This is a genomic window from Amycolatopsis sp. NPDC043889, assembly GCF_056435645.1.
Genome location: NZ_JBWKEC010000002.1, coordinates 332,932 through 358,938 on the forward strand (window position 1 = coordinate 332,932; position 26,007 = coordinate 358,938).

Sequence of the window (26,007 nt, forward strand, 5' to 3'; positions counted from 1 at the left end):
GAGGTGCTCGCGTGGTCCAGCGCTACGTGATGTCGATCGACCAGGGCACCACCTCGACGCGGTGCATCCTGTTCGACGCGCGCGGCAGGCTGGTGTCGGTCGCGCAGCGCGAACACCAGCAGCACTTCCCCCGGCCGGGCTGGGTCGAGCACGACGCGACCGAGATCTGGCGCAACGTCGGCCGGATCGTGCCGCAGGCACTGGCCGACGCCGGCGTCGAACCGGCGCAGGTGGTCGGCCTCGGCATAGCGAACCAGCGCGAGACGACGGTGCTGTGGGACCGGCACACCGGCAACCCGGTCGGCCGCGCGATCGTCTGGCAGGACACCCGCACCGACTCGATGCTCGAACAACTCGCCCGCGAGCCGGGCGCCGACCGCGTCCGGCGGCTGTGCGGGCTGCCGCTGGCCACGTACTTCTCCGCACCGCGTATTCGGTGGATGCTGGAAAGGACCCCTGGCCTGCGGGAACGCGCCGAGCGGGGCGACGTGCTGTTCGGGACGGTCGAGAGCTGGTTGATCTGGAACCTGACCGGCGGGCCCGACGGCGGCGTGCACGTCACCGACGTCACCAACGCCTCGCGCACCATGCTGATGAACCTGCGGACGCTGTCGTGGGACGACGAACTGCTGGAGTTCTTCGACGTCCCGCGCGCGATGCTGCCGCGGATCCGGCCGTCGACCGAGGTGTACGGGACGACGTCACGGGTGGTGCCGGGGATCCGGATCGCGGCGGCGCTCGGCGACCAGCAGGCGGCGTTGTTCGGCCAGACCTGCTTCGCGCCCGGCGAGGCGAAGTGCACGTACGGCACGGGCAGCTTCCTGCTGCTCAACACCGGTCCGACGCCCGTGCTTTCGACCCACGGCATGCTGACCACCGTCGGGTTCAAGATCGGCGACGAGCCCGCCGTGTACGCCCTCGAAGGGTCGATCGCCGTCACCGGATCGCTGGTGCAGTGGTTCCGCGACGGGCTCGAACTGATCGGCAGCGCTCCCGAGATCGAGACACTGGCGCGGACGGTCGAGGACAACGGCGGCTGCTACATCGTGCCCGCGTTCTCGGGCCTGTTCGCGCCGCACTGGCACAGCGAGGCGCGCGGCGTGATCGCCGGGCTGACCTCGTACATCACCAAGGGGCACCTGGCCAGGGCCGTCCTGGAGGCGACGGGCTGGCAGACCCGTGAGGTCGTCGACGCGATGAACGCCGATTCGGGGCTCGCGCTGTCGACACTCAAGGTCGACGGCGGCATGACCGCCGACAACCTGCTGATGCAGTTCGTCGCCGACGTCCTCGACGTGCCGGTGGTGCGCCCGATGGTCGCCGAGACGGTTTCGCTGGGCGCGGCGTACGCGGCCGGGTTGTCGGTCGGGTACTGGCCGGATCTGGAAGGCCTCCGCCGGAACTGGCACCGTGCCGGACAGTGGCTGCCGACGATGGACCCCGCCCGCCGCGACAGCGAATACTCGCACTGGCGCCAGGCCGTGGAACTGACGTTCGGCTGGATGCGCCCGGGTCCGACCGCCGCTCCCCCGGGCTCCGACCTGGTCGAGGTCGTCCTGGCCGATCACCGCCGGATCGAACAGCTGTTCCGGGATCTCCGTAACGACGAGGCCGACCGTCCGGCGCTGATCGCGGAGCTCTCGGCGGCGCTGGTCGCCCATGCCACCGCGACCGAACGGATCGTCCGTCCCGATGCGACGGAGAGCGGGCTCGCGGACGAGCTTCTGACCGTGCTCGAATCCACCGACCCCGAGAAGGCCTTGGTGGTACTGGAGAATTCTGTGGACGCGCATACTCGCGTGGAGGAACGCGGGTTGCTGAACGACCTCCGGCGCACGCTGTCCACTTCGGACCGCACCGGCCTCGGCCGGGCGTTCGTGGCCGAACGGCAGCGGCAGCTGGACCTCGACTGCGGCTCCGCCGCGCACGTCCGCGAGCAAGGCTCCCGGCTGCGCCTCTCGTGACGTGCTACCCTGTCGCCGTGCGCCGCTGGACTCGACTCGTAGTCAAGCGCGCCGGCTGAACCAGGTCGCCGGCGCGCATTCCGGCGACCCCTCGATACGGGGCATCTCCCGGGACCTGGCCCTCCATGGCCTGTACGTTTCCCGCCCTTGGAGTCCACGATGTCCGCTGTTTCGTTCCAGATCCCCGCACCTCGCTCGTCCATGCTGGTCCGCCGCCGGATCGCGACCTACTTCGTCGGCGGCGTCGAGCAGATCCCCGGCCTGGTCGAGGCGCTCGGCTGCCTGGTCCACGACCTGTCCGTCGATGTCCGCGACGGGGTCCGCGAAAGCACCATGACCTGCGCGGTCCTGATCGACGCCGATGAGGTCGAGCCGCTGCTGGAGAGGCTGCGCGGGCTGACCTCGGTCGTCTCCTCCGAACTGGTCTGACCGCCGGTCACGGCCCGGAATCCGTGACTCGCGTGATCAGACACGGAACTCACGTGATTGAAGGCGGATCTCACGAGTTACGTCTCCAAGCACGCGAGTTACGTCTCTGATCACGCGAGATCGGCGCATACATCCCCTATGCCCGAAGTTCCTTGCACGGTTCCATGCAGCCGGTCAAGAAGGTGCCGTCGCGAGGGACGACCGACCCGGTCAAGGACGGAACGACCTACATCACCGCGGGCGGCGGAGGCGGAAGCGTCTCCGAATTCCCGGCGCCGGACACCTACCTGGGCCATGAGACCGCCAACGACACTCCGGTCCAGATGAAGTACTCGGAACGGGACGGCCAGGATCGCACCAAGAAGGTCACCTGGTCCCGTGTCCGGTTCCGCGGCTACAGCCTGGTCGCGGTCGACGTCATCGCGGGTACGGGCACCACACCGCCCAAAATGGACGTCCGGGCGATCAGCGCCGACGGCACCCTGGTCGATCAGATCATCGTGCAGCGTTCCTGAGCAGGCACATCCACCGGACGAGGGGTCCACATCGGCCGATCGGCCGATGTGGACGCCCGTTTTCCCGGCCCATTTCCCGAAGCGAGAAAGCGCCTTCCATGTAGTCGGCCGCTGTTACGGAGTCATGACATGAACGAGACGGGGCCACGATGATCGCCTCTGAACATCGGCAGCATGCTCGACCAACGAACCACGCCCATCGCGGTGCCGGGCACGAACCGGCGAACACGCCTTCGCGTGACGATCCTGATCGTCTTCCTGGCGATCGCCGCGATCCTCGGCTACGTGGTCTTCCGCGTCGGCACGGAAAGCCTTCCGGCCCCCGAACGACGCGACGCCACCGTGGTCTTCGACCGCACGTCGGACGAGCAGGTGATCGGCGACCGGGGCTCGGAAAGATTCCGCACGGCGTCGGTCGTGAAACTGTTCATCGCGCTGGACGCCGTCACCCGCAAGGCGAGCAGGACCGACGAATCCCACATCCACCGGATGCTGGCGAAAAGCGACGACGCCGTCGCCAACACCCTCTGGACCAGAAACGGCGGGCCGGCGATCGTCACCAGGACAGTGGCCGCCGCGGGCCTGAAGAACACCACCCCGCCCGCCGACCCGGGCCGCTGGGGCGACACACTGTCCACAGCGGACGACGTCGCCGCGGTCTACCGCCACATCCTCGCCCTGCCGAAGGCCAAACGGAACGTGGTGCTCAAACCGCTCCGGGAGGCGACGCGCACCGCCGCGGACGGGTTCGACCAGCATTTCGGCATCCCCTCGGCCTTCCCCGGCCTGCCGTGGGCCGTGAAGCAGGGCTGGGCGGCCGGCCGGGGTTCGGTGGACGCGCACACGACCGGGCTCGTCGGTGAAGGCGACCGCTACATCGTCGTCATGCTGTCCGCTTTCGCCGACGGCACGAGCCTCGACGTCGCGACGGCGGCGGTCACCTCGGCGGCCGTGTCGCTGGCTCCCCGTCTGCGAAAGTGACTTCGGCCGCGTTCTCCACGGTCGCCCTGAAAGCGCTTACCAGGAGCTCGGTGAAGCAGGCCCAGGAAGCTGCCGACATACCGCCGGTCTGGGCTTTGAGCGTGGCCAGTTGCTCGCACGCCAGCGGCGCGACCCGGTCCATGAACTGCCCGAGGAACCGCAGCGCAGCGGCGGGCGGCACCCCGGCTCCGGCGAGCTCCGCCACCGCGCGCGAAAACGACGGGCGCACGACGGACGGCGTTCCCGCATCGTCCCGCCCGAGCACGCCGTGCCGCTCCAGGCAACGGACGACGGAGGGCTGGTCACGGGCGATGTCGGCCATCGCCGCGTCCAGCCGCTCGACGCCGTCCACTGTGGTCGTTCCGAGCATCGCGGCGATGGACACCAGGTTGAAGCCCTGTTTCTGCAGCATCGTGATCCGCCGCAGCCGCCGCAGGTGGGCCGGGCCGTAGTAGGCGGACCTGCCGTGCCGCACCGGCGGGGCGAGCAGGCCCCTCGTCTGATGGGCCCGGATATTGCGCGCCGACATGCCGACGATCGTGGAGAGTTCTTCGATCGTGTATCCGGCCGGTCTCGGCGAAAAGGGCTTCACACCGACCAGCTTAACCAATGGTCGGATGAGTGCACCATGAAGCCGGGGCAATGGCACCGCCACTGTCAACCGGCTGAATCAGCGAGTTGCCATAAGTTGATCGGTTCGCGCGCCCGAACACAAGGTGAACGCCCGGTTTACATGGGTTCATGTCAAGCAATGCCGGTTTTGAGGCGTTCCGCTCCCGCCGACTGCTCCAGTCAGGCGATCTTGATGGGCCAAGGACCCCCCTGCCGTTTAAATGCACCTGAGACATCTGATGTCTCGACTCTGTCGACGCCTGCGGAGCGCCGCTGAACCCCACGGTCGGTCGTCAAAGTTTCAACCTTTTCCCCAGGAGGTTTCAATGTTCTGGAAACGGATCGCGGTCGCGGCCGTGGCCGCGACCGGGCTGGCCACGGCGCTGGTGGTGTCCCATCAGGACACACCCGCCGCCGCGGGCACGCCCGCTGCGGCGGCGGTGCCCCAATTCGACCACATCGTTCTCGTGATGTTCGAAAACAAGGACTACAAGGAGATCAGCGGCAGCTCGAAAGCACCGTACTTCAACCAACTCGCCTCGCAGGGAGCCAAGTTCACCAAGGCGTACGGGACGACGCACCCGAGCCAGCCGAACTACATCGCCCAGTTCGCGGGCTCGACGCACGGTGTCGACAGCAACAAATGCCAGGATCTCGGGAACAAGGAGAATCTCGCTTCCCAGCTGGCGGGGATCGGCAAGAAGTTCGTCGGTTATGCCGAAAGCATGCCTTCCGACGGCTACACCGGCTGCACGAAGGGAAAATACGCACGCAAGCACAACAGCTGGGTCAGCTTCGGCAATGTGCCGTCGTCGGCGAACAAACGGTTCTCGTCGTTCCCGAGCGACTTCACCAAGCTGCCGGACGTCGCTTTCGTGACCCCGGACCTGTGCAGCGACATGCACGACTGCCCGGTCGACACCGGTGACAAATGGCTGAAGAAGAACCTCGACGCCTACGCGCAGTGGGCGAAGACGCACAACAGCCTGCTCATCGTCAATTTCGACGAGGACAGCGGGACGTCGGTGAACCAGATCTTCACCACGTTCGTCGGTGCCCACGTGAAGCCGGGCAGCTACAGCGAATCCATCAACCACTACTCGATCCTCCGCACGATCGAGGCGGCGTTCGGCCTGCCGGGCATCGCCAACGCGGCGAACAAGCCGCCGATCACGAGCGTCTGGCGGTGATCGGGTGAACTCCGCGGGCGTGTCCATTGTGGACGCGCCCGCGGGGCGCCCGCGACCCGTCTTGACCATGAGGCACGCCATGAACCCGGCGGAGTCGTAGCGAAGGAGGCCTTCACGGCCGAGTGAACCCGGACACCTCAATAGTTCTTTGGCTCCCCGCAGGAAGGCACGACCGTGAACACCCGCACCCGCGTCCTGATCGCCGTCACCGGAACACTCACGCTGGCCGCGGCCGCCGTGATCTACGTCGGGGCGGCGGGCGCGCGCAACCAGGACGCCGCGTCGGCGGGCACCAGCGACGCCGTCACGCTCGAAGGCCCGCGGTTGCTGTTCCGCAGCACCGCCGACGCCGACCGCGGGCACGTGTCCAGTGTCAGCGCGGCAGATCCCGGCGGGGCACGGGCGGTGTCGACCGTGTCCTGCGGCCGGCTCCACGCGGCGGGCGGCACCGGGATCTGCCTGCGGCCGGAAACCGGGCTGACCACCTACCAGCTGGCCGTGCTCGACCGCCGTCTCGCGGTGACGCAGGAGATCCCGCTGGTCGGGGTGCCCAACCGGGCGCGGGTCTCGGCAGACGGGAAGCGGCTGGCGTGGACGGTGTTCGTCACCGGCGACTCCTACAACGGCGGCCGGTTCTCCACTCGCGCCGGCACCCTCGACCTCACCACCGGCGACGTCGAGGGCACGCTCGAGGACTTCGCCGTGACAGTGGAGGGCAAGCCGTACAAGGCGGCCGACGTCAACTTCTGGGGCATCACCTTCACCCGGCAGCCGAACCGGTTCTACGCCACCATGTCGACCGGCTCCCACCGGTACCTCGTCGAAGGCGACTCGACGGCCCGGACCGTGCGGACCGTGCGGGACAACGTCGAATGCCCGTCCCTCTCCCCCGACGAGACCCGCATCGCCTACAAGTCCGCCGTCGACGGCGACCCCGCGAAGGGCTGGCGGGTCTCGGTGCTCGACCTCGCGAACGGCACCGTGACCGCGCTGGCCGAGACCCGGAGCGTCGACGACCAGCCCGCCTGGCTCGACGGCCGCACCGTCGCCTATGCCCTCCCCCGCACGCCAGGACACTCCGACGTCTGGTCGGTCCCCGCCGACGGCACCGGAACGCCGCGGCTGCTCATCCCGGAGGCCGAGTCGCCCGCCGCGCTGCCCTAGGCTGCCGCGTATGAGGGCCGCGCTGCTGATCGTCGACATGCAGGAAATGCTCGTTCCCCCTGGTCTGGCGCGGCGAGGAACTGGCGGCCGGGCTCGCCGGACTCGCCCGGCGAGCCCGTGAGAACGGCGTTCCGGTGATCGCGCTGCGGCAGATCGGCGCCCCCGGCACCGACTTCGATCCCGCGTCGCCCGGCACCCGGGTCAGCGCGCTGCTCGGTCTCGAACCGGTCGACCTGGTGATCGACAAGACGGCGACCGACTCCTTCTACCGCACCGGCCTGGCGGGGACTGCTGGTCGACCGGGGCGTCGACACCGTGGTGCTGACCGGGCTGGCCACCGACTACTGCGTCGACGCGACCGCCAGGGCCGCGCAGAGCCATGGCCTGGACGTCGTGCTGGTCGCCGACGGCCACGCGCCGTCCGCCGACGGGGATCCCACCACGGGCCTGACGGCCGAACAGGTCATCGCCCGGCACAACCTGCTTCTGAGCACGGCGATCCATCCCGGCGGGCGGGTGCGCGTGGTGCCGTCGGCGGAGGTCGAGTTCACCGGCCCGTAGGATCGGCCCGCCATGATCACGAACTTCCTGCTCGACCACTCCGCCCTCGTGCCGGTGGCGATCCTGCTGGTCGCGCTCGTCTGCGCCGTCCTCGGCCGTCTGTTCGTGGACAGGCGACGGATCCTGTGGGCGCTCGCCGGGGTGTCCTCGCTCCCGGTCTTCGCGCTGACCTTGGTGCCGACAGTGCACACGATCGACGAGGTCCTGTGCACCGTCCAGTTCTCCGTGCCCACGCTGGGAGCGGTCGAACTCCTGGCCAACGTCGCGCTGTTCCTCCCGCCGGTCTGTTTCGCCGCGCTGGCGTCCCGGCGACCGGTGACGATGCTCGCGGCGGGTTCGGTGCTGTCCGCCGTGATCGAGACGCTCCAGGCGCTCGTGCCCGCGATCGGCCGTGCCTGCGACACCAACGACTGGCTGATGAACACCATCGGCGCGGTCCTCGGTGCCCTCATCGCGGCGGGCACGGCGTGGCTGGTAAACCGCCGCGCTCAGTCGGGCAGTTCGACCGGCGCGATCTCGTCGTAGACGTCACCCGGTCCCGGGTTCGCCGGGTCCGTCTCGCCACCGAAGTGGTGCAGGACGCCCCACACCGCGTTGAGCGCCGTCTGGACGGCGCCTTCGGCCCAGCCGGCGGTCCACGAGATGTCGTCGCCCGCCAGGAAGAGACCGCGGTGGCGCTCCTCCAGCCGGTCCTGCTTGAAATGGGTGAACAGCCGGTGCTGGTACCGGTAGTGGCCGGGCAGGTTGGCCTTGAACGCGCCCATGAAATGCGGCTCGGCCTCCCACGACACGGTCACCGGGTCGCCGATGATGTGCCGCCGGACGTCGACGCCCGGATAGATCTCCTTCAGTGACTGCAGCATCACCTCGACCCGCTCGGAGACCGAGAGCGGCAGCCACTTCAGCGAGTCGTCGGCCCAGGTGTAGGACAGGCAGATCACCGCGGGCGCGTCCGGGTCGTCGCCGAGCAGGTACGTGCCGCGCGGCATGCGGTCGGTGAGCGTCATGCTCATCGTGTCGCGGCCGGTCGCCGGGTCCTTGTCCAGCCAGAAGGGCCGGTCGACCGGGACGAAGACCTTCGAGGACTCCATGTAGTGCGTGCGCTCGATCGCCGTCCAGTGGTCGATCGGGAACAGCGCCTCGTCGCATTCGATCTTCGACAGCAGCATCCAGCTCTGCGCGGTGAACACCGCCGCCGGGTAGGTGCGGATGCGGCCCTCGGTGTCGGTCACGGTGATGTTGTTCGGCGCGGTGCGGTGCAGCCGGGCGACGCCGGGGTTCGGGCTCCCGCCGTGCAGCGAGCTCAAACTCGTTCCCACGGGCCAGAACGCGATGTCCTCGGGCGCGTGTTCCCACAGCCGCAACGGGAGCTGCCTGCTCCCGCCGACGATACTGCGGTGCTCGTCGTCGGCACCGGTGTAGACCACCCGCAGGATCTCCAGGATGGAGTTCGGGAAGTCGGTGTCCCAGCCGCCGGTCCCGAAGCCGACCTGTCCGAAGATCTCACGGTCGCGGAAGGACGCGAACGCGGGCGAGTCGCAGAGGAAGCCGTAGAAGGTCTGATTGTCCAGCTTCGGCACGAGTTCGTTCCACAGCCGCTTGATCGTCTTAACGTCGCGTTCGCGGATCGCCTTCTGCATCTCGGTGAACGCGGCCTGCTCGGACAGTGTGCTGTCCCAGGCGGCCGCGACCTTGCCGAAGACGGCGGGAAGTTCGTCCGCGGTGCGCGCGTAGTGGCTCTCCCCCTTGAGATCGACGACGGTGCTCGGCGTTCCCGCAGCCAGCGGGTTCGGGAACGGTGTCGTCTCCAGGCCGACCTTGTCGATGTAGTGGAAGAGCGCGGTCGACGCCGGCGGGAAGCGCATCGCGCCCATCTCCGCGACGACGTCGTCCGGGCAGCCGGGGAAGTTCACCGTGCGCAGGCGGCCGCCGATCTCGGCGATCTCGTACACGACCGGGCGCAGGCCGAGCTTCATCAGCTCGTACGCGGTGACGATGCCGGAGAGGCCGCCGCCGATCACCGCCACCTCGGTGCCGTGGCGCTCGGCGGGGAGCGAGCCGAGCCCGGCGGGGTCGGCGAGGAAATCGTCGTAGGCGAACGGGAAATCGGGGCCGAACATGGTGATCGGACGGCCCGTGGATTCGTCGTGGTGGATCGCGGTCGGGAGGGCGGAGGTCATGCGGAAAGTCCTCGGTACAGATCGGGCCTTCGGTCGGCCAGGTGGGTGTTCTCCAGACGCGACGCGGCGAGCGCGTCACGGGTGACTTCGGCGCCGATCAGCTCCGGACCGGCGCCCGCGCGAGCGAGCACTTCGCCGGTCGGGGCGACGACGCAGGAACGGCCGCAGTAGTTCAGTTCCTGTTCGGTGTCGCAACGATTCGCGTAGGCGACGAACAGCTGGCTCTCGTAGGCACGGGCGGGCACCAGCGTGTCGGCGACCAGTTCGTAGGGGCTCATCAGCGCGGTCGGCACCACGAGCAGTTCGGTCCCCGCCAGCGCGTGCGCCCGCACCAGTTCGGGGAACTCGACGTCGTAGCAGATCAGCAGGCCGACGCGGAGACCGCCGAGGTCCGCCTGCACGACCGCCTCGGTGCCCGGCTCGAACCAGTCACGGTCGATGTCGCCGAACAGATGCGTCTTGCGGTAGTTCGCCAGACGTTGTCCGCCGGGGCCGATCAGCTGGACGCTGTTGTACACGCGGCCGTCGGCGGACTCGGGGTACCCGTAGGCCAGTGCGATACCGCTTTCCCTTGCCAGCGTGGACATCCGCTCCGCCGTCGGACCGTCTGCCGGTTCGGCGAGTTCGTGGGAACGGGCGCCGATGTGGTAGCCGGTGGTGATCATCTCGGCGGCGATCACGAGATCGGCGCCCGACGCCGCGACGGCGGACGGCAGCTCGGCGGACGAGCCCTGATGGACGGCGACCTTCATACCGACGACGATATCCACCGTTTCGATGCACCGATAAGGGCAAATCGTTGCACAGAAAACTGGTATACCGTCGAGTCAGTGCAGCATCACGCAATCCAGCGGCGATTTGTTGTCTGGATCACCCGCCCGGCGGCGGTTCCTCCGCGTGGTCGTCCGCCCAGCCGAGCGCCTCGGTGATCGCCTTCTCCGCGATGGCCGACATGGTCGACATGTAGGTACCGCTGACGTGGTTGTCGTCGAGGTAGACGAGCACGTTGCCGATCACCGGCGGGCAGACCTCGGCCGTGCAGAAGTAGTCGCTGAAGTCGACGAACCGCACGTTCGGCGGGAGATCCGGAACTGTTTCGTACGGCGGCTGGGCAGCGTAGAGCTCTGACCGTGGAGTCGCGCATTCAGGCGCCGTGACACCGCGGACTTCGACACACGCCGACGGCGACTGGCCGAAGCGCGGGTTGTCCCGCACCGCGAGCACCGGGATGCCCGCGTCGTCGACCTTGCGCCACTGCGCGACGTAGCCGGACGGCACTCGTTCCTCGACGCCGGGTTTCACGTCCCTGGTGCCGATCGTCATCACCGCGTCGGGGCGGGTGGTGACGATCTCGTCCACCACGGCGGCGTTCCAGTCGATGCAGGACTGGTCCCCCGGCACGGTGTCGGAGTCGGTGGAGAACGGGCAGCCGCCGCGGAGGATCGAGGTGACCTCCCAGTTCTTCTTTTCGGCGATCGGGAGGAGGGCACCGAGGAACTGCCCGGCGTGGGAGTCGCCGGTGACCACGATCCGGCGAGTGGGATGCCCGGAGGTCTGCGAGGTGCAGACCTCGAGGTCGGCGTTGCGCGGGGAAGTGCCGCAGCGGGCGGGGTCGATCCCGGCCCAGTCTTCGGACACCGCGACGAACGACGGGACGAGCGCGGCGTCGGCGGCGCCCCAGTAGGTGAATCCTTCGGTGTGCGCGAGCGCGCCGGGGTGATCGGGGTCGTCGACCGCGATCGAGTAGCGCTCCGCCTGGCTCACGCTCACCCACTGCCACGCGCCTGCCGCGGCGAGCACGGCCGCGAGCGTCGCGGCGCCGAATCGGTAGGCGCCCCAACCGGTCGCGGTCCCGATCGCGGACACGCGGACCGGTTTTTCGACCAGGTGATGGGTGAGCACGGCGAGAGCGAACGAGAGCGCGATGATCACCGCGCCGCCGCGCAGGCCCACCTCCTCACGGTCACGGGCGACGAGGTAGAACACCAGGACCGGCCAATGCCAGAGGTAGAGCGCATAACTCAGGTCGCCCAGGTACTTCAACGGGCGGCTGCTGAGGAAACGATCGGCGCCGGCTTTGAACGCGGTGTCGCCCGCGAGGATCACCAGCGCCGCGGAAAGCGTCGGCCAGAGCGCGAGATACCCGGGGAAGACCGTGCCGACCTGAAGCACCAGGCCGCAGGAAACGAGACCCGCGACCCCGGCCCAGCCGAACACGACCCGCGCCGGCCGGGGCACCGAAACCCGGTCGAGCACCAGCGCGAGCAGCCCGCCGAGCGCGAACTCCCACACCCGCGTCAGCGAATCAAAGTACGCCAACGGCTGGTCGACCGCGGTCAACCACACCGAATACGCCAGCGAACCCACGAACACCGCGCCGAGCACACCGAGAAGCATCGACCGGACGTTGCGCCGTGTCCGCCTGGCGACCAGCAGCACCAGGCCGACCAGCAACGGCCAAACCACGTAGAACTGCCCCTGGATCGACAACGACCAGAAATGCTGGACCACACTGGCCGAGTCGTGCTGCGCGAAATAGTCCGTGGAATCCGCCGCCAACTGCCAGTTCTCCAGGTACAGCGCGGAAGCGACGACCTCCTTGATCGTCTGGAACCAGCGATTCTGCGGCAGCAGCACCAGGCTCACCGCGACGACCAGCAGCAGCACGGTGAGCGCGGCCGGGAACAACCGCTTGATCATCCGGCCCCACATCGGCCGGTACTCGATCCTCCCGCGCACCGCCGCCCGGTAGAGCTGGCCGGTGACAAGGAACCCGGAGATCAGGAAGAACGCGTCGACGCCACCGGAGATCCGGCCGAGCCACACGTGATAGACGACCACCAGAACACACGCGAGTGCCCGCAGCCCCTGGATTTCCGGGCGGAACCGCCGCTCCGTCTCCCGCACACAACCACCACCAAGATCACCGGCCACCGACGGGCGGGGACCCTACGGCAGGAAGCTGTGAGCGAGCTATGCCCCCTCGTGAGTGGCGAGGTTGCTCGCCACAAGTACATGAAGGCCGGTCATCTCGAGGGGTTGGGCAAGGAGACGGGGTTGCGAAAGTGGCCGGCCCAGACGGTAGCGAAGGCCTCCTTCCCTACTCTGAAGGTAGGAAAGGAGGCCTTCACTACGCCGCCGTGGCTTTGGTGAGGCCCATGCTCACCTTTGCCTTATCCCCTCAAGAAAACCCGGCCACGAGAGTCAGGTCGACTTCTGGCCGTCGATGCTCTCCCGCAGGATGTCGGCGTGGCCGGCGTGTTGCGCGGTCTCGGCGATGACGTGCGTCAGCACGCGGCGCACGCTGCGCACCGCGCCCGGCGGGTTCCAGGGCGCCTCCGGCAGCGGGTGGGTCGCGGAAAGATCCGGGATCGACGAGACGATCTCCCTCGTCCGCGCGGCCACCTGCTCGTAGCGCGCGAGGATTCCCGCGAGCGTGTCGCCGGGCAGCATCCTGAAGTTGTTCCGGTGGTCGATCGCCCACTGCGGGAACTCGCGGGCGGTACCGGCGCCGAGGTCGGCCCAGGTGACGCCTTCCGGCAGGTCGTAGGTCATCGCGGACGGGCCGTCGACCGCGAAGCGCAGCCACATCTCCTCGATCGAAGCGACGTGTTTGATCAGGCCGCCGAGGCTCAGTTCGCTGATCGTCGGATGCGCGTCGAGCTGCTCGTCCGTGAGCCCCTGGACGGTGGCGGTCAGGGCGGCGCGAACGGTGTCGAGGGCTTCGAGCAGGTCGGCGCGCTCGGCGTCGAGGATGGTGGCGGTCATCGGGCCCTCCGAGTTGTCGTTTTCTGGCACATGACGACTCTCTCAGGGGTAGAGGACAGGTTGTGGCCGCTTCTCGGGGCATCATGGAAACATGCCGAAAACCTCCGCGCGCCTGCTCTCGATGCTGTCGTTGCTGCAGGCCCGCCGTGACTGGCCGGGAGCGCTACTGGCCGAGCGGCTGGACATCAGCCCGCGCACCGTACGGCGCGACGTCGACAGGTTGCGCGAACTCGGCTACCCCATCGCGACCATCAAAGGCCCCGACGGCGGGTACCGGCTCGACGCCGGGTCCGAACTGCCGCCGCTCCTGTTCGACGACGATCAGGCGGTCGCGCTGGCCGTCGCGCTCCAGATCGCCACCACCAGCGGCGCGGGGATCGAGGAAGCGGCGATGCGGGCACTGCACACCGTCCGGCAGGTGATGCCCTCCCGGCTGCGGCGCCGGATCGACACCCTGCGGGTCACGGCCGTCGAATCGCCCGCGAGCCGGTCGAGCCCCCGCGTCGACGGCGACGTCCTGCTCGCGCTCGGCGCGGCCGTGCACGCCCGCGAGGTCCTGCGGTTCGACTACGCGGACGCGCCGCGCCGGGCGGAACCGCATCACCTCGTCACCTGGCATGGCCGCTGGTATCTCGTCGCGTGGGATCTGGATCGCGCGGACTGGCGCACCTTCCGGGCTGACCGGATCTCACCGCGCACCCCGACCGGCCCGCGGTTCACACCACGTGAACTCCCGGTCCCCGATGTCGCCACCTTCGTCGCGAGCCGCTTCCGTGGTGCGTCCGAGTCCGGCGAGTGGCCGTGCCGCGGCGAAGTCGTCCTCGATCTTCCCGCGGCCACCGTGTCCCACTACGTCCGCGACGGTGTCGTCGAAGAACTCGGGCCGGATCGGTGCCGTCTGCTGCTGGGGTCGTGGTCGTGGGCCGGGCTCGCGGCGCGTATCGGCCGCTTCGACGCCGACATCGAGGTCGTCGGGCCTCCCGAACTCCAGGACGCCTTCGCCGTTCTGGCCCGCCGCTACGCGAAGGCGGCCCGGATCGGCTGAACACGGATACGACGCCGGGAACCGCCCAGGGTCTGGGGACGGTGCCCGACGTCGCCTACCGCCCGGGATCCGGAGGCGGTGCCCTCCGGTACCGGGACCGCCCGGCATCCCGGTTACCGAAGCTTCGATGCTCCTCACGCCTTGTGGTGCACCTCCTGGAGGCCGTACACCGGTGTCGGGATGCCCTCGTAACGCGCTTTCAGTTGCAGCGCGAGGTAAAGCGAGTAATGGCGCGACTGATGCAGATTCCCGCCGTGGAACCACAGGCCTTCCTTCTGCGTGGGCTTCCACATGTTGCGCTGCTCCCCCTCCCACGGCCCGGGGTCCTTCGTGGTCCCGGAGCCCAGACCCCAGCACTTGCCGACGAGGTCCGCGGTCTCCTGCCCGACCAGGTCGGCGACCCAGCCGTTCATCGAGCCGTAGCCGGTGGCGTAGACGACGAGGTCCGCCTTCAGTTCCGTGCCGTCGGCCAGCACCACCGCGTCACGGGTCAGATGGTCGACCTGTCCGTGTGCCAGTTTGATCTTCCCGTCGGCGACCAGTTCCGACGCGCCGACGTCGATGTAGTAGCCGGAGCCGCGGCGCAGGTACTTCAGGAACAGGCCGGATCCGTCGTCGCCCCAGTCGTGCTGGAACCCGGCCGCTTCCAGCCGCGCGTAGAAGTCCTTGTCCCGCTCACGGATCGCGTCGTACACCGGGATCTGGAACTGCGGCATGATCCGGTACGGGATCGACGCGAAGATCATGTCCGCCTTGTCGGTGGTGATCCCCGACCGCACCGCGCGTTCCGAGTACAGGTCGCCGAGTCCCAGCTCCATCAACGAATCCGACTTAACCACATGCGTGGAGGACCGCTGCACCATGGTGACGTCCGCGCCGTGTTCCCACAGTGCCGCGCAGATGTCGTGCGCGGAGTTGTTGGAGCCGACCACGACGGCCTGCTTGCCCGTGTAGGAATCCGGGCCGGGGTGCTGGGACGAATGATGCTGATCGCCCTCGAACACGTCCATCCCGGGGAACGACGGGAGATTCGGCTTGCCCGACATTCCGGTCGCGAACACGACGTGCCGTGGCGTGAGCACCAGTTCCTCGCCCTCGCGGACCACGGTCACGAGCCACTGCCGCTGTTCCTCGTCCCAGGACGCCGAGGTGACCTCGGTGCCGGTCCAGTACGGCACTTCCATGAGCCGCGTGTACATCTCGAGCCAGTCGGCGATCTTGTCCTTGGGCGCGAACACCGGCCAGTTGTCCGGGAACGGCAGGTACGGCAGGTGGTCGTACCAGACCGGGTCGTGCAGGCAGAGGTTCTTGTACCGCTTGCGCCATGAATCGCCCGGCCGCTCGTTGCGCTCCATGACCAGCGTTGGCACGTCGAGCTGCCGCAGCCTGGCGCCGAGCGCGATCCCGCCCTGGCCGCCGCCGATGACGACGACGTACGGCTGCTGCTCGTAGCCGAGCCGGGTCAGTTCCTCCTGGCGCTTCTCGGACCAGGACTTCCGGCCGCGTACGACGCCGTGCTCGACACCCTTCGGCCGCTGCTCGTTGCGACGTTCCTCGAAACCTTTGAGCTCGCGCAGACTCGTCAGCAGCGTCCAGGCGCCCTCGTCCTTCAGCCTCAAGTGCCCCTTCCCGCGTCCGGTCGCGGTTTCGAATTCGAGCCACGCTTCGGTCACGCCGTCGGCTTCGGTCGGCGTCTCGGTCGTACGAAACCCGGACGGGTCGATCCGGTCGAGGCACGCGCCGAGCATTCCGGCCACCGCGTCACGGCCTTCGACCGTCTTGATCGTCCAGGTGAAGGCGACCAGGTCACGCCAGTAACTGTCGATGGCGAAAAGCGCGGCGACGGCTTCGACGTCGCGGGCGGCGAGGGCCGATTCGAACCGGCTCAGCCAGGCGTCCACCCGAGCCTGCGGCGAGCCCGTCGCCTCGATCCGGTCCACCGTCTGTGTCATGGCCACTCCTGAACTTCGGCGTTCGGCTGTTACCCCGATCACACGCCTCGGGCGAGTACGGCGGCAAAGGTTGCAGCGTGTTGCACCTCCGGCTTCTTGGCGCGCCTCGGCGGGCGGTCCTATGCTGGTCAATCGACGCGATGGTGCGGAGGTGGCCGGTGAGCTTGTACAGCTCGGTCCCGCCCGGCGTCGACCTGCCGATGCACGCCCGGGACCTGATCCGCATGCACGAAGCCGTGATCGGCGGCGGCCGTCCGCGGGTCCGGCCGCGGCCGCTGGTGTCGCGGTCGTGGTCACGGATGCTGAGCCTCGGGCTCGCCGCCGACGGGGTGAACACCCGGGATTCGGTGCCGCTCGACGAGGTCGGCCGCCGTCGCCGCGCCTCCCCGCTGCGGCTGGTGGTGGAAGACCTCGGACAGGTGGTCGGCGCGACGGCCGACACCGCGAACATGCTTCTGGTGGTGACAGACGCCGAGGGGATCATCCTCTGGAGGGTGGGATCGCCCGCCGTACGGCGCCGGGCCGACACCTTGGGCTTCACCGAAGGTGCCGTCTGGACCGAGAGCAGGGTCGGCACCAACGCGATCGGCACCGCGCTCGCCGAGGCCTCGCCCGTGGAACTGCTCGCCGGTGAACACTTCGAACAGGGCCAGCATCCCTGGTACTGCACCGCCTCGCCGGTGCACGATCCGCGCACCGGCGAACTCCTCGGCGTGATCGACGTCAGCGGTCCCGCGCTGACGCTGCACCCGGCGATCGGCGCGTTGGTGGAGACCGGGCGGCGCCTGGTCGAATCCGAACTCTGGCGGCACCATCAGCAGGGTCTCGACCGGTTGCGCCGGACCGCCGAACCGGTGGTGACCGGCGTCGGCGGCCCGGTACTGCTGGTGGACGACGACGGCTGGGTGGCCCACTCCGCCGGCGTCGCCTCCGGCGCGCGGATCGCCGCGCCGGCGGAAGGACAGATCCTCGCCGTGCCGGGACTCGGCGCCTGCCTGCCCGAACGGCTGGCCGAAGGCTGGCTCGTCCGCCCTGCCGACACCGCGCGCCGCGTCCGGCTGGACCTCGAACTCGGCCACGCGCCGATGCTGCGGATGGCGTCGGGCGACGTCGGCTGGGTCCGCACGGTGACGCCCCGGCACGCGGAGATCCTGGTACACCTCAACACGGCGGGCCTGTCCGGGCTTTCGGCCGAGGCGCTCAGCCGGGCGCTCTACGGCGACGCCGAACACCTCGTCACCGTCCGCGCCGAGGTCTCCCGGCTGCGACGGCTGCTCGGCGCCATTGTGGACACCCGGCCGTACCGGCTGGCCGCGGGCGTCACCCTGACAGTCCACAAAGGACTTGAAGTGGGCGGCTGAACCCCGCCCGGTTGCCGGAGGAGCAGGCCGGGTACTCCGCGCGAATGGAGATCTTGCTCGCCGGGGCAGGCGTTCTGGCGCTGTGTGCCGCCGTGCTGCCGAACCTGTTGCACGAACGCGCGCTTTCGATGCCGTTGGTCCTCCTGGTCGGCGGGCTCGTTTTCGGGCTGCTCCCGTTCGGACACCCCTATGGCCAGGGGGTGCTCGACCCACGGTCGCAGGTGGGCGCGGTCGAAGTGATCACCGAGCTCGGCGTGCTGGTGTCACTGGTCGGCGCGTGGTTGAAATCCGACCGGCCGTTCGGCTGGCGGTCGTGGAACTCGACCTGGCGGCTGCTGGCGATCACGCTTCCGCTGTCGGTCTGCGCGGTCGCCCTGCTCGGCTGGTGGGCGCTCGCCCTGTCCCCCGCCGCCGCGCTGCTGCTGGGCGCCGTGCTGTCGCCGACCGACCCGGTGCTGGCGAGCGACGTCCAGGTGCCCGCCCCGCATACCGACGACGGCCGGGGCTCGGACAACGAAATCAGGTTCACCCTGACCTCGGAAGCCGGGCTGAACGACGGACTGGCGATGCCGTTCGTGCTGCTGGCCCTCGTGCTGGCCGGAACGGCGAGTACGTCCCCCGTGCCCTGGCTGCTGACCGAGGTCGTGATTCCGCTCGCGGTCGCCGTGCTGGTCGGCTTCGCCTGTGGCCGACTGTTGTCCTGGCTGATGTTCCGGGTGCGGCACGACAGGCTGCGCCTGGGCGAATACTCCGACGGGCTGGTAGTGCTGGCCATCGCGTTTCTCCCCTTCGCGCTCTGCGAATGGCTGGGCGGCATCGGCTTCGTCGCGGTGTTCACCGCGGCCGCGACCATCCGCGCCAGCGAGCGTTCGCACGAGTATCACGAGGTGCTGCACGAATTCGGCGATCAGCTGGAACGGCTCTTCGTCGCGCTGGCCTTGCTTGGTCTCGGCGTCGCACTGGGCGACGGGCTACTGGACGGGCTGAAACTCGTCGAAGTCCTGGTGGCGGTCGCGGCCGTGGGCATCGTCCGCCCGTTGTTCGGCGGCCTCGCCCTGCTCGGCGGCGACTCCACCACCCGACCGGCCGCGGTGGCGATCGCGTTCTTCGGTATCCGCGGGATCGGCAGTCTCTACTACCTCGCCTACGCGCTGGGGCACGGCGATTTCCCGATGGCCGACTCGCTGTGGCGGGTCACTGCGCTGACGATCGCGGTTTCGGTGCTCGTGCACGGGCTGCTGTCCGGCCCGGTGATGCGCAAACTGGAGCACCGGGGGATGCAGAACTTCGAGAACGGGTGAGGCCGGCGCACCGGTACCGACTGGGTCACCGTGGTCGTGAGTGGCAAGTAGGGTTCTAACCCGAAACGCCACTCACGACCCCCTCTCCAAACCGCACAAATCACTCAACTCGGGCACTGCCACCGCGGAAAAAGTCCCTTATGGACAGTCAGGAAGGTGTCCCTTCGGCGAGCCCCGCTCCTGCCGCCAACTCCGGCACGCCACGTTTGCCTTACCCCCTATAGAACCCGAATCGCCACTCACGACCCGCTAGCGGTGCCACTCACGGCCCTCGAGCCGGGCCTTCACCCGCTCCAGCGTGGCGGCGATGTTGGCCCGGTTGGTCCCGGCCCGATCGGGCTCGCCGGTGATGAGGATGGCGAACGGGACGAACCACGGCGGCACGAGCAACCAGTTCGCCACGGCGAGCCGGGTGCCGTCGCCTTCCGGGACGATTTCGTACTCCCACCGGGAAATCGGCACGAAGAACGGGGTCCGCACCCGGTAGGCGAACCGGCGGCCGGGTTCGGCCTCGGTGATCTCGGCGTGGGTCACCCAGCGCCGCCATCCGTTGCGGTTGCTGCCGGCGAACCAGTTCCCGACGCGCGCCTCGGTCGCGCCGCGGATCCAGCGTGCCTTGCGGAGCTCTTCGGTGCACTCCGACATCGAGACCGGATCGCTGACGAGCCGGTACACCTGCTCGGGGGCGGTGTCGATCGTGACCTCCCCGGTCGCGATCGGTTCGCTGTAGGTCAGGCTGTCCCTCGGCTTCGTCACCATCGCGCCTCCCAGTCGACTTCGCCAGCCCACCAGCACGAGCCCGTCCGGTCAAGACCGGCGGGGTAAGCACCGCACGGACGCGGAATCAGTGTGCGGCGATGAGTGCCTGGGGTGCGCTTTGCTTCATCCGCGTACGAAGCCAGGTCAGTTGCCGCGCGGTCTCCTGTTCGTGATTCTCGACCAGATCGAGCAGCTCCCGGTCTCGGAGACCCTGCGCCGCCTGACCGACCACCGTCCAGGTGATGTCGGTGAACGAAGACAGGGCGTAGAGGTCTTGCAGGTCCCGGAGCAGGCCGACGCCGCCGCCGCGGGTGCCTTCCAGGCCCGCGGCGTGGAGCCGCTCGGGCTCCTGCTCGCCGTCTTCGCCGTAGCGCTCGACGATCGGGGCGAGCGCCTCGGTCTGCCGGTCGATCCGCCCGGCGAGCAGCAGGCACGTCTGCCGGACGTCGGGTTCCTCACCGTGGCCTCGGCCGACCTGCCGGAAGGCGTCGGCGAGCGTGGTCAGCGAGCTGTGCAGAAGCCCCAGATAGGTGGCGAGATGCATGAGTCAGCCCTCCACCTTGCGGAGGCGGACGGCACCGATCTTGAACAACGGCTGTTTGGACACCGGATCCCATTCGGTCATGGTCAGCTCGTTGGCGGCGCGCGGACGATCTTCACCGCCGGTGTCCCAATAGCCGTAGTGGAACGGCAGGAACACGACGCCGGGACGGACCCGGCCGATCCGCGCCGGCACCTCGACACCGCCCCTCGCCGACTCGACCCGGACGAGATCTCCGTCCGTGACCCCGAGTACGGCGGCGTCGGCCGCGGCGAGTTCCGCCCAGGGCTCCGGTGCGGCCCGCCGGAGTTTCGGGGCGCGTCCGGTCTTGGTGCGGGTGTGGAAGTGGTACACCGTGCGCCCGGTCGTGCAGACGAACGGATATCGCTGGCCGGGTTCCTCCGGCGGAGGCGTGTATTCGGCGGCCTTGAGGAAAGCGCGCCCGTCCGGGCGCAAGGCTTTGTGTTCCTGAGCCGATACCATCCCGCCGGTGAGCAGGTCGTGGCCGTAGTCCTCGCACGCGTCCGTCTTCGTGGTGAACACGCCGTCCGCGTAGAGCCGTTCGATCCCGTCCGGGTGCTCTTGGCCGCAAGGCCATTGGATCCCGCTGCCGCCGCGGAGTTTGCCGTACGACAGCCCGCTGTAGTCGCACAACCGGCCCCGGCTGCACTCCTGCCAGGCGCGAAAGGCCTCCTCGGGGGTCCGCCAGCGATCAGCGGGTCGCCGTCACGATCGCGGAAGTCCATCCGCCGCGCGTAGTCGAGGAAGATGTCCAGATCGGCGCGGGCCTCCCCGGGCGGGTCGACCGCCTTCTCCGAAAGATGCACCGTCCGGTTGGCGTTGGTGAAGGTCCCCTGTTTCTCGCCCCAGAACGCGGCGGGGAGCACGACGTCGGCGAACTCGGCCGTCTCGGTCCGGAAACCGTCCTGCACCACGACGAACAGGTCCTCCTTGCCGAGGATCTCCCGGATACGCGGCAATTCCGGCATGGAGACGGCCGGATTGGTGGCCGAGATCCAGAGGAACCGGATCGAACCCTGCTCCGCGTACCGCCAGATCTGCATGGCGTGCGTCGGCGGCGACCAGTGCGGGATGGTCATCGGATCGACGTTCCACAGCTCGGCCAGCTGCCGGACGTGCCCGGGATTCTCCCAGTTGCGGAACCCGGGAAGGTCGCCGTCGGCGCCGCATTCGCGCGTGTTCTGCGCGGTGGGCTGGCCGTTCATCTGCAGCACGCCGCCGCCCGGCCTGCCGATCATCCCCCGCAGCAGATGCAGGTTGTTGACCTGGCAGGCCGCCGCCGTCGCCTGATGCGACTGATAGAAGCCCTGCAGCACGGTCGACAGCACCCGCTCGGCCGTGCCGAAGATCTTCGCGGCCCGCACCAGCGCGTCCGGGTCGATCCCGCAGATCTCGCCGACGTGACCGGGGGTGTACGGCTCGACGGTCTTTTCGAGTTCGGGGAAACCGAGGGTGTGCGCGGAAACGTAGTCCTCGTCGACCCGTTCGTTCACGATCAGCTCGCGGACCAGGCCGTTCATCAGTGCCTGGTTGGCGCCGGGCAGTGGGGCGAGGTGGAGACCACCGGATTCCACCGCCGCCTCGGCGACCTTCGTCCGCCTCGGATCGACCACGACGACCACGGGCGGCTCCGGCCCGGCGAGCCGGTCGAGGACACGGCTCCACAACACCGTCTGCGTCTCGGCCATGTTGTGGCCGAACAGGAAGAGCGCGTCGCAGTGGTCGATGTCGGCGTACGTCCCGGGCTGGCCGTCGGAACCGAAACTCTCCTTCATCGCGGCGGCGGAGGTCGCCGTGCACAGCCGGGTGTTGCCGTCCATATGCGGTGTGCCGAGGCCGGCTTTGCCGATGACGCCGAGCGTGTAGTACTCCTCCAGGAACAGCTGGCCGCTGGTGTAGAACCCGTGCGACAACGGCCCGGCCTCGTCCAGCAGTTCCGTGGAGCGCCGCACGATCAGGTCCATCGCGGTATCCCAACCGGCTTCCACCAGTTCACCGTCGCGACGGATCAACGGCCGGGTCAGCCGGTCCTTGCCGTTCCACTGCCACGATCCGTAGAGGCCCTTGGGACCCATCCTGCCGTGGTTGACGAGGTCGGTCTCGCGGCCGCGGACACCGACCATCCGGCCGTCCTTCACCGCGATGTCGCACGCGCATCCGTTGCTGCACAACACGCAGGCCGACTGGACCCATCGGTCCACATCGGATTCCCCGACACCTGCTTCCAGATGCGAGTCCGTTCTGCGGGGCCAAGTGTCCCCACGCCGGTAGGGCGTCCGTTCTCCCCAGACTTCCGCGATCCGCTCCGGCACCGGGTTTGCGTTCATGTGGAAGCCGTACCACCTCGCTCACCAGCCGAAACACCGGACAAAGCGGGCGAACGGGGTCAGGTGGCCGGTTCCGCCGCGAAGGTGACCTGGAAGCCCAGCGCCCGCAGTAGCCGCGTGAGCATCACCTTCGTGTTGGCCTTGGCGCGTTCGAGCAGGCCGGAGTGTTGCGCGGCCTCACCGATGCGTTTCTCCGCGGCGAGGTAGAACGGCCGCTGGTCCTGCGCGGAAACCAGCGCGCCGAGCCGGTCGATCAAGCCGCGCTCCTGACCGAAGACGTAGCTGCGTTCGTGGTCCAAGGTGGGTTTCGCGAGCTTCGGCTCGGGCAGCCGCACCTCGACCGACCGCCGGTCCTCGGACACGGTCAGCGAATACTCCACCAGCGGGCCGAAATCGACGTACGCGTCGACAGAGCCCGCCGCGACGAACAGGGTACGTTCCCCGGCGATGCTCGCGGGCACCCACTCGACGTCCTTCTCGATGTCGACGACGACCTGGTAGTCACCGGCCGCCGCGTGATACCGGCTCAGATCCCGGACCGCCTGGAGCACCGCGGGTTGCGAACGGTCCACAGTGGACGTCCCGAACGGATCGAGCTTCGGCAGCAGCCCGGTGATCCGCAGTGCCGCCGCGACGATCAGGAGCCCGACCAGCGCGAACGCCCCGAGACGCACCCAGCGCTTCTTCACGCTCACCACCGCCTCTCCACGGCGTGGAGTACCCGGCGGACGCGGCCCCGAAGCGTCCATGCCGGTTTACCGTGCGATCGGCGGAACCGGATTCCGCACTTGGAGTAGTTTGGCCGCATGCAGAACGTCTTGCCCGCGCCGGAGAAGACCGGGCTGAACATCTCGGCGTTGCACTGGGCGGGTTTCCTCGGAATCGCCGTGCTGGTGCTGGTCACGTCCGGGATCGGCCTCCCCTCGGTGCTGGTGGTGGCGCTGGGCGTCGCCGGGATGGCCACCCTCGTACTCTCCTGGCTCGGCATCGGACGGCTCGCCGCAGGGCTGCCCGAGCGGCGGCTGCACTGGATCGCGGTGTCGTGGTGCGCGCCGCTGCTGGTCGCGCGCCCGCTGTTCAGCGGCGACATCAACAGCTATCTGGCACAGGGCCTGATCGCGGCCAAGGGATTCGACACCTATCTCGTGGGGCCCGCCGAGGCACTCGGCGCCGATTCGCCGGTGACGATGGCGGTCAGCCACTACTGGCGGGACACGCCCGCACCCTACGGTCCCGCGTTCGTCGCGCTGGCCCGCACGATCGCCCACGTCGCCGGGGACGCCTTCGTGCCGACGGTGCTGCTGCACCGGCTGCTCGGGCTGATCGGAATCGTGCTGATGGCGTGGGCGCTCCCCCGGCTCGCCCGCCGTGTCGGGGTCTCGCCGTCGATCGCGCTGTGGCTGGCGCTGCTCAACCCGCTCGTGCTGTGGCACGTCGTGGCGGGTGTCCACAACGACGGGCTCATGGTCGGCCTGATGGTCGCCGGGCTGGAACTCGTCCTCATGGGCGCGGCGAAGACCGGCGTGGCCCGGCCCGCACTGATCGCGGCCGGGGTGATCGCGGTGAGCGCCGCCGCGAACATCAAGATCGTGGCCGTCGCCGGCTTGCTGTTCGTCGGCGTCGATCTGTTCCGCCGGGCCACTCCCGCCGGCCGGGCGGCGGTGGCGCTCGGGCTGCCCGCCGGATTCGCCGCCGTCACGGTGGCGATCTCACTCGGCAGCGGGCTCGGCTTCGGCTGGGTGCGCGTGCTGTCCGGGGTTTCCGGCCAGGTCCACAGCTGGATGGCCCCCACCAACGAACTCGGCTTCCTCGTCGGCGGGCTGGGCAAGATCTTCGAGGCCGACCTGACCGACGGCGCGATCAAGGTGTTCTCCCTGATCGGCGCGATCCTCGGGCTCGTCGTGGGCGCCAGGCTGTTGTGGCTCACCTACCGTGAGAAGCTGCACCCGCTCTACGCCGCGGGGCTGACCTTCGCCGCGATGCTGGTCCTCGGGCCGGTCGTCCAGCCCTGGTATCTCTTGTGGACGGTCGCCCTGCTGGCCGTGAGCCTGACGACCGACCGCGGCCGCCGGCTCCTCGCCGTCGTCAGCGCGGTGTTCGGTGTTCTGCTCCCACCCGCGAACGGCGGCGCCGTGTCCTTGGCGCTCGGTTACTTGATCGCCGTCGTGCTCGTCGGCGGCACTTTGGTCGCACTCAAGCGAAAGGGCCTCTTGCCGGAGATCAGGCTCCGCAAGAGCCGGACGTAAAGGCTCCATCGCGCGGGCTTCGCGACCGTGCCGGTGAGTTCACGTTCGGCACGGTCGAGACAGTCTTCCAGCAGCGCGTCGTGCATCGGCCGCCACAGCAGCGGATAGGTGAACCAAGCCGGGTGCCGAAGCCGCAGCACCATGAGGTGCGCGAGTTCGGTCTCCCCCGTTTCCGTCGCACGCAGGGTGAATTCGTGGAACCCGTCGAAGCCGCGGGGCGCGCTGAACCTGAACCGCACGGACCTTCCGGGATCGTAGGACTCCACGTGGTACCGCACCGGTCCGTGGCCGCCGTCGGCCCCCACCCCGAGTGGCCGGTCGAACCGCAACGGCGGCCACGTGTCGACGGGCCAGAGCCTGTCTCCGTCCGTGGACAGAGTGTCGATCAGCGCGCCGGCACGCTCCTGTGCCACGTCGACGATCCGGTGATGCCTGTTCCACACGCGCATCGCACCTCCCAGTTCTAGAGATCTTCCCCTAAAACCATAGTAGAGGATAGTCTCTGAAAATGGGACGGCCACCGCGGCACACCGCCGACGACTTCCTCGACGCCGCCGTGCGGATCTTCGCCACCGAAGGGGTCGCCGGGGTGACCATGTCGGCCGTCGCCCGCGAGGTCGGCGCGCCGAGCGGGTCGATCTACCACCGCTTCCCCGGACGACCGGCGCTGCTCGCCGCCGTCTGGCTCCGCACGGTGAGCCGCTTCCAGCAGGGCTACCTCGAAGCACTCGAACGGGAACCGGTCACCGAAGCCGCCATCGAGGCGGCCGCACAGGTCGTCCACTGGTGCCGAGCCCATCCCGCCGAGGGGAAGCTGCTCTACGGTGGCGACAGAGCGCTCGGCGTCGACGACTGGAGCGCCGAAGATCGCGCTCGCGTCGACGACGCCAACCGCCGCCTCGATGCGGCGATCACCAGGGTCCTGCGGCGGCTGCGCCCGTTGACCGGCCGGAGCACCGACGAACTGATGCTGGCCCTCGTCGACCTTCCCTACGCGGCGGTGAGGCGGCACCTCGACCGCGGCGAGGCGCCACCGCCGCGCACCGTCGACCTGGTCGCCAGGACGACCCGCACGTTGCTGACGGGCTGA

General features: G+C 68.9%; 23 protein-coding genes and 1 pseudogene. 13 read left to right on the forward strand and 11 right to left on the reverse strand.

The window, feature by feature from the left end:
• Positions 1-11: 11 nt before the first annotated feature.
• From glpK to AC0685_RS06985, 4 genes are all read left to right on the forward strand, one after another.
• The gene (glpK, locus tag AC0685_RS06970; RefSeq protein ID WP_478224718.1) at positions 12-1,964 is read left to right on the forward strand and encodes a glycerol kinase GlpK; all 1,953 of its coding nucleotides are present in this window, start codon (positions 12-14) and stop codon (positions 1,962-1,964) included.
• Between the two features lie 159 nt (positions 1,965-2,123).
• Positions 2,124-2,393 carry a hypothetical protein gene (locus tag AC0685_RS06975; protein WP_340685579.1) on the forward strand — a complete coding sequence of 90 codons (270 nt, stop codon included), beginning with the start codon at positions 2,124-2,126 and terminating at the stop codon, positions 2,391-2,393.
• A 164-nt stretch (positions 2,394-2,557) separates the two neighbouring features.
• Entirely contained in the window at positions 2,558-2,908 is a 351-nt protein-coding gene (locus AC0685_RS06980; protein ID WP_478224719.1) for a hypothetical protein, read from the forward strand.
• 174 nt (positions 2,909-3,082) lie between these two features.
• Positions 3,083-3,889, forward strand: coding sequence for a serine hydrolase (locus AC0685_RS06985; protein ID WP_478224720.1), 807 nt, complete (start codon positions 3,083-3,085; stop codon positions 3,887-3,889).
• Here AC0685_RS06985 and AC0685_RS06990 read toward each other — a convergent pair.
• A complete protein-coding gene (locus AC0685_RS06990) occupies positions 3,846-4,481 on the reverse strand; it encodes a MerR family transcriptional regulator (protein WP_478224721.1) in 636 nt (211 codons plus the stop codon). The genes AC0685_RS06985 and AC0685_RS06990 overlap by 44 nt on opposite strands.
• Before the next feature lie 346 nt (positions 4,482-4,827).
• Between AC0685_RS06990 and AC0685_RS06995 the strand changes: the two genes are divergently transcribed.
• From AC0685_RS06995 to AC0685_RS07010, 4 genes are all read left to right on the forward strand, one after another.
• Positions 4,828-5,691, forward strand: a complete 864-nt coding sequence (locus AC0685_RS06995; RefSeq protein WP_478224722.1) for an alkaline phosphatase family protein — start codon at positions 4,828-4,830, stop codon at positions 5,689-5,691.
• Between the two features lie 174 nt (positions 5,692-5,865).
• Entirely contained in the window at positions 5,866-6,855 is a 990-nt protein-coding gene (locus tag AC0685_RS07000) for a TolB family protein (RefSeq protein ID WP_478224723.1), read from the forward strand.
• Between the two features lie 315 nt (positions 6,856-7,170).
• Positions 7,171-7,416 carry an isochorismatase family protein gene (locus AC0685_RS07005; protein ID WP_478224724.1) on the forward strand — a complete coding sequence of 82 codons (246 nt, stop codon included), beginning with the start codon at positions 7,171-7,173 and terminating at the stop codon, positions 7,414-7,416.
• A gap of 12 nt (positions 7,417-7,428) precedes the next feature.
• Complete coding sequence (locus tag AC0685_RS07010; RefSeq protein WP_478224725.1) at positions 7,429-7,941, forward strand: VanZ family protein; 513 nt, start codon at positions 7,429-7,431, stop codon at positions 7,939-7,941.
• On the opposite strand, the gene AC0685_RS07015 is transcribed toward AC0685_RS07010, so the two are convergent.
• From AC0685_RS07015 to AC0685_RS07030, 4 genes are all read right to left on the reverse strand, one after another.
• Positions 7,905-9,596, reverse strand: a complete 1,692-nt coding sequence (locus tag AC0685_RS07015) for a flavin monoamine oxidase family protein (protein WP_478224726.1) — start codon at positions 9,594-9,596, stop codon at positions 7,905-7,907. The genes AC0685_RS07010 and AC0685_RS07015 overlap by 37 nt on opposite strands.
• Positions 9,593-10,348, reverse strand: a complete 756-nt coding sequence (locus AC0685_RS07020; RefSeq protein WP_478224727.1) for a carbon-nitrogen hydrolase family protein — start codon at positions 10,346-10,348, stop codon at positions 9,593-9,595. The genes AC0685_RS07015 and AC0685_RS07020 overlap by 4 nt, the downstream gene beginning before the upstream one ends.
• Positions 10,349-10,466: 118 nt before the next feature.
• Entirely contained in the window at positions 10,467-12,503 is a 2,037-nt protein-coding gene (locus AC0685_RS07025) for an acyltransferase family protein (RefSeq protein ID WP_478224728.1), read from the reverse strand.
• 297 nt (positions 12,504-12,800) lie between these two features.
• A complete protein-coding gene (locus tag AC0685_RS07030) occupies positions 12,801-13,364 on the reverse strand; it encodes a DinB family protein (RefSeq protein WP_478224729.1) in 564 nt (187 codons plus the stop codon).
• 91 nt (positions 13,365-13,455) lie between these two features.
• On the opposite strand from AC0685_RS07030, the gene AC0685_RS07035 reads away from it, so the two are divergent.
• The gene (locus AC0685_RS07035) at positions 13,456-14,409 is read left to right on the forward strand and encodes a helix-turn-helix transcriptional regulator (protein WP_478224730.1); all 954 of its coding nucleotides are present in this window, start codon (positions 13,456-13,458) and stop codon (positions 14,407-14,409) included.
• A gap of 134 nt (positions 14,410-14,543) precedes the next feature.
• On the opposite strand, the gene AC0685_RS07040 is transcribed toward AC0685_RS07035, so the two are convergent.
• On the reverse strand, positions 14,544-16,361 hold the full coding sequence (locus AC0685_RS07040; protein WP_478224731.1) for an NAD(P)-binding domain-containing protein: 1,818 nt from the start codon (positions 16,359-16,361) through the stop codon (positions 14,544-14,546).
• A gap of 158 nt (positions 16,362-16,519) precedes the next feature.
• Between AC0685_RS07040 and AC0685_RS07045 the strand changes: the two genes are divergently transcribed.
• Entirely contained in the window at positions 16,520-17,722 is a 1,203-nt protein-coding gene (locus tag AC0685_RS07045) for a sigma-54-dependent transcriptional regulator family protein (RefSeq protein WP_478224732.1), read from the forward strand.
• Positions 17,723-17,766: 44 nt separating this feature from the next.
• On the forward strand, positions 17,767-19,023 hold the full coding sequence (locus AC0685_RS07050) for a cation:proton antiporter (protein ID WP_478224733.1): 1,257 nt from the start codon (positions 17,767-17,769) through the stop codon (positions 19,021-19,023).
• Between the two features lie 249 nt (positions 19,024-19,272).
• Here the strand turns inward: AC0685_RS07050 and AC0685_RS07055 are convergent, their stop codons facing one another.
• From AC0685_RS07055 to AC0685_RS07070, 4 genes and pseudogenes are all read right to left on the reverse strand, one after another.
• Positions 19,273-19,782 carry an SRPBCC family protein gene (locus AC0685_RS07055; protein ID WP_478224734.1) on the reverse strand — a complete coding sequence of 170 codons (510 nt, stop codon included), beginning with the start codon at positions 19,780-19,782 and terminating at the stop codon, positions 19,273-19,275.
• An 85-nt stretch (positions 19,783-19,867) separates the two neighbouring features.
• Entirely contained in the window at positions 19,868-20,326 is a 459-nt protein-coding gene (locus tag AC0685_RS07060) for a hypothetical protein (protein WP_478224735.1), read from the reverse strand.
• A 3-nt stretch (positions 20,327-20,329) separates the two neighbouring features.
• A pseudogene (locus tag AC0685_RS07065) lies at positions 20,330-22,671 on the reverse strand (molybdopterin oxidoreductase family protein).
• Between the two features lie 59 nt (positions 22,672-22,730).
• Positions 22,731-23,366, reverse strand: a complete 636-nt coding sequence (locus tag AC0685_RS07070) for a DUF4230 domain-containing protein (RefSeq protein WP_478224736.1) — start codon at positions 23,364-23,366, stop codon at positions 22,731-22,733.
• 111 nt (positions 23,367-23,477) lie between these two features.
• Between AC0685_RS07070 and mptB the strand changes: the two genes are divergently transcribed.
• Complete coding sequence (gene mptB / locus AC0685_RS07075; protein ID WP_478224737.1) at positions 23,478-24,917, forward strand: polyprenol phosphomannose-dependent alpha 1,6 mannosyltransferase MptB; 1,440 nt, start codon at positions 23,478-23,480, stop codon at positions 24,915-24,917.
• Here mptB and AC0685_RS07080 read toward each other — a convergent pair.
• Positions 24,821-25,366, reverse strand: coding sequence for an SRPBCC family protein (locus AC0685_RS07080; protein ID WP_478224738.1), 546 nt, complete (start codon positions 25,364-25,366; stop codon positions 24,821-24,823). The genes mptB and AC0685_RS07080 overlap by 97 nt on opposite strands.
• 59 nt (positions 25,367-25,425) lie before the next feature.
• Here AC0685_RS07080 and AC0685_RS07085 point away from each other — a divergent pair, with 59 nt between their 5' ends.
• Entirely contained in the window at positions 25,426-26,007 is a 582-nt protein-coding gene (locus tag AC0685_RS07085) for a TetR/AcrR family transcriptional regulator (protein WP_478224739.1), read from the forward strand.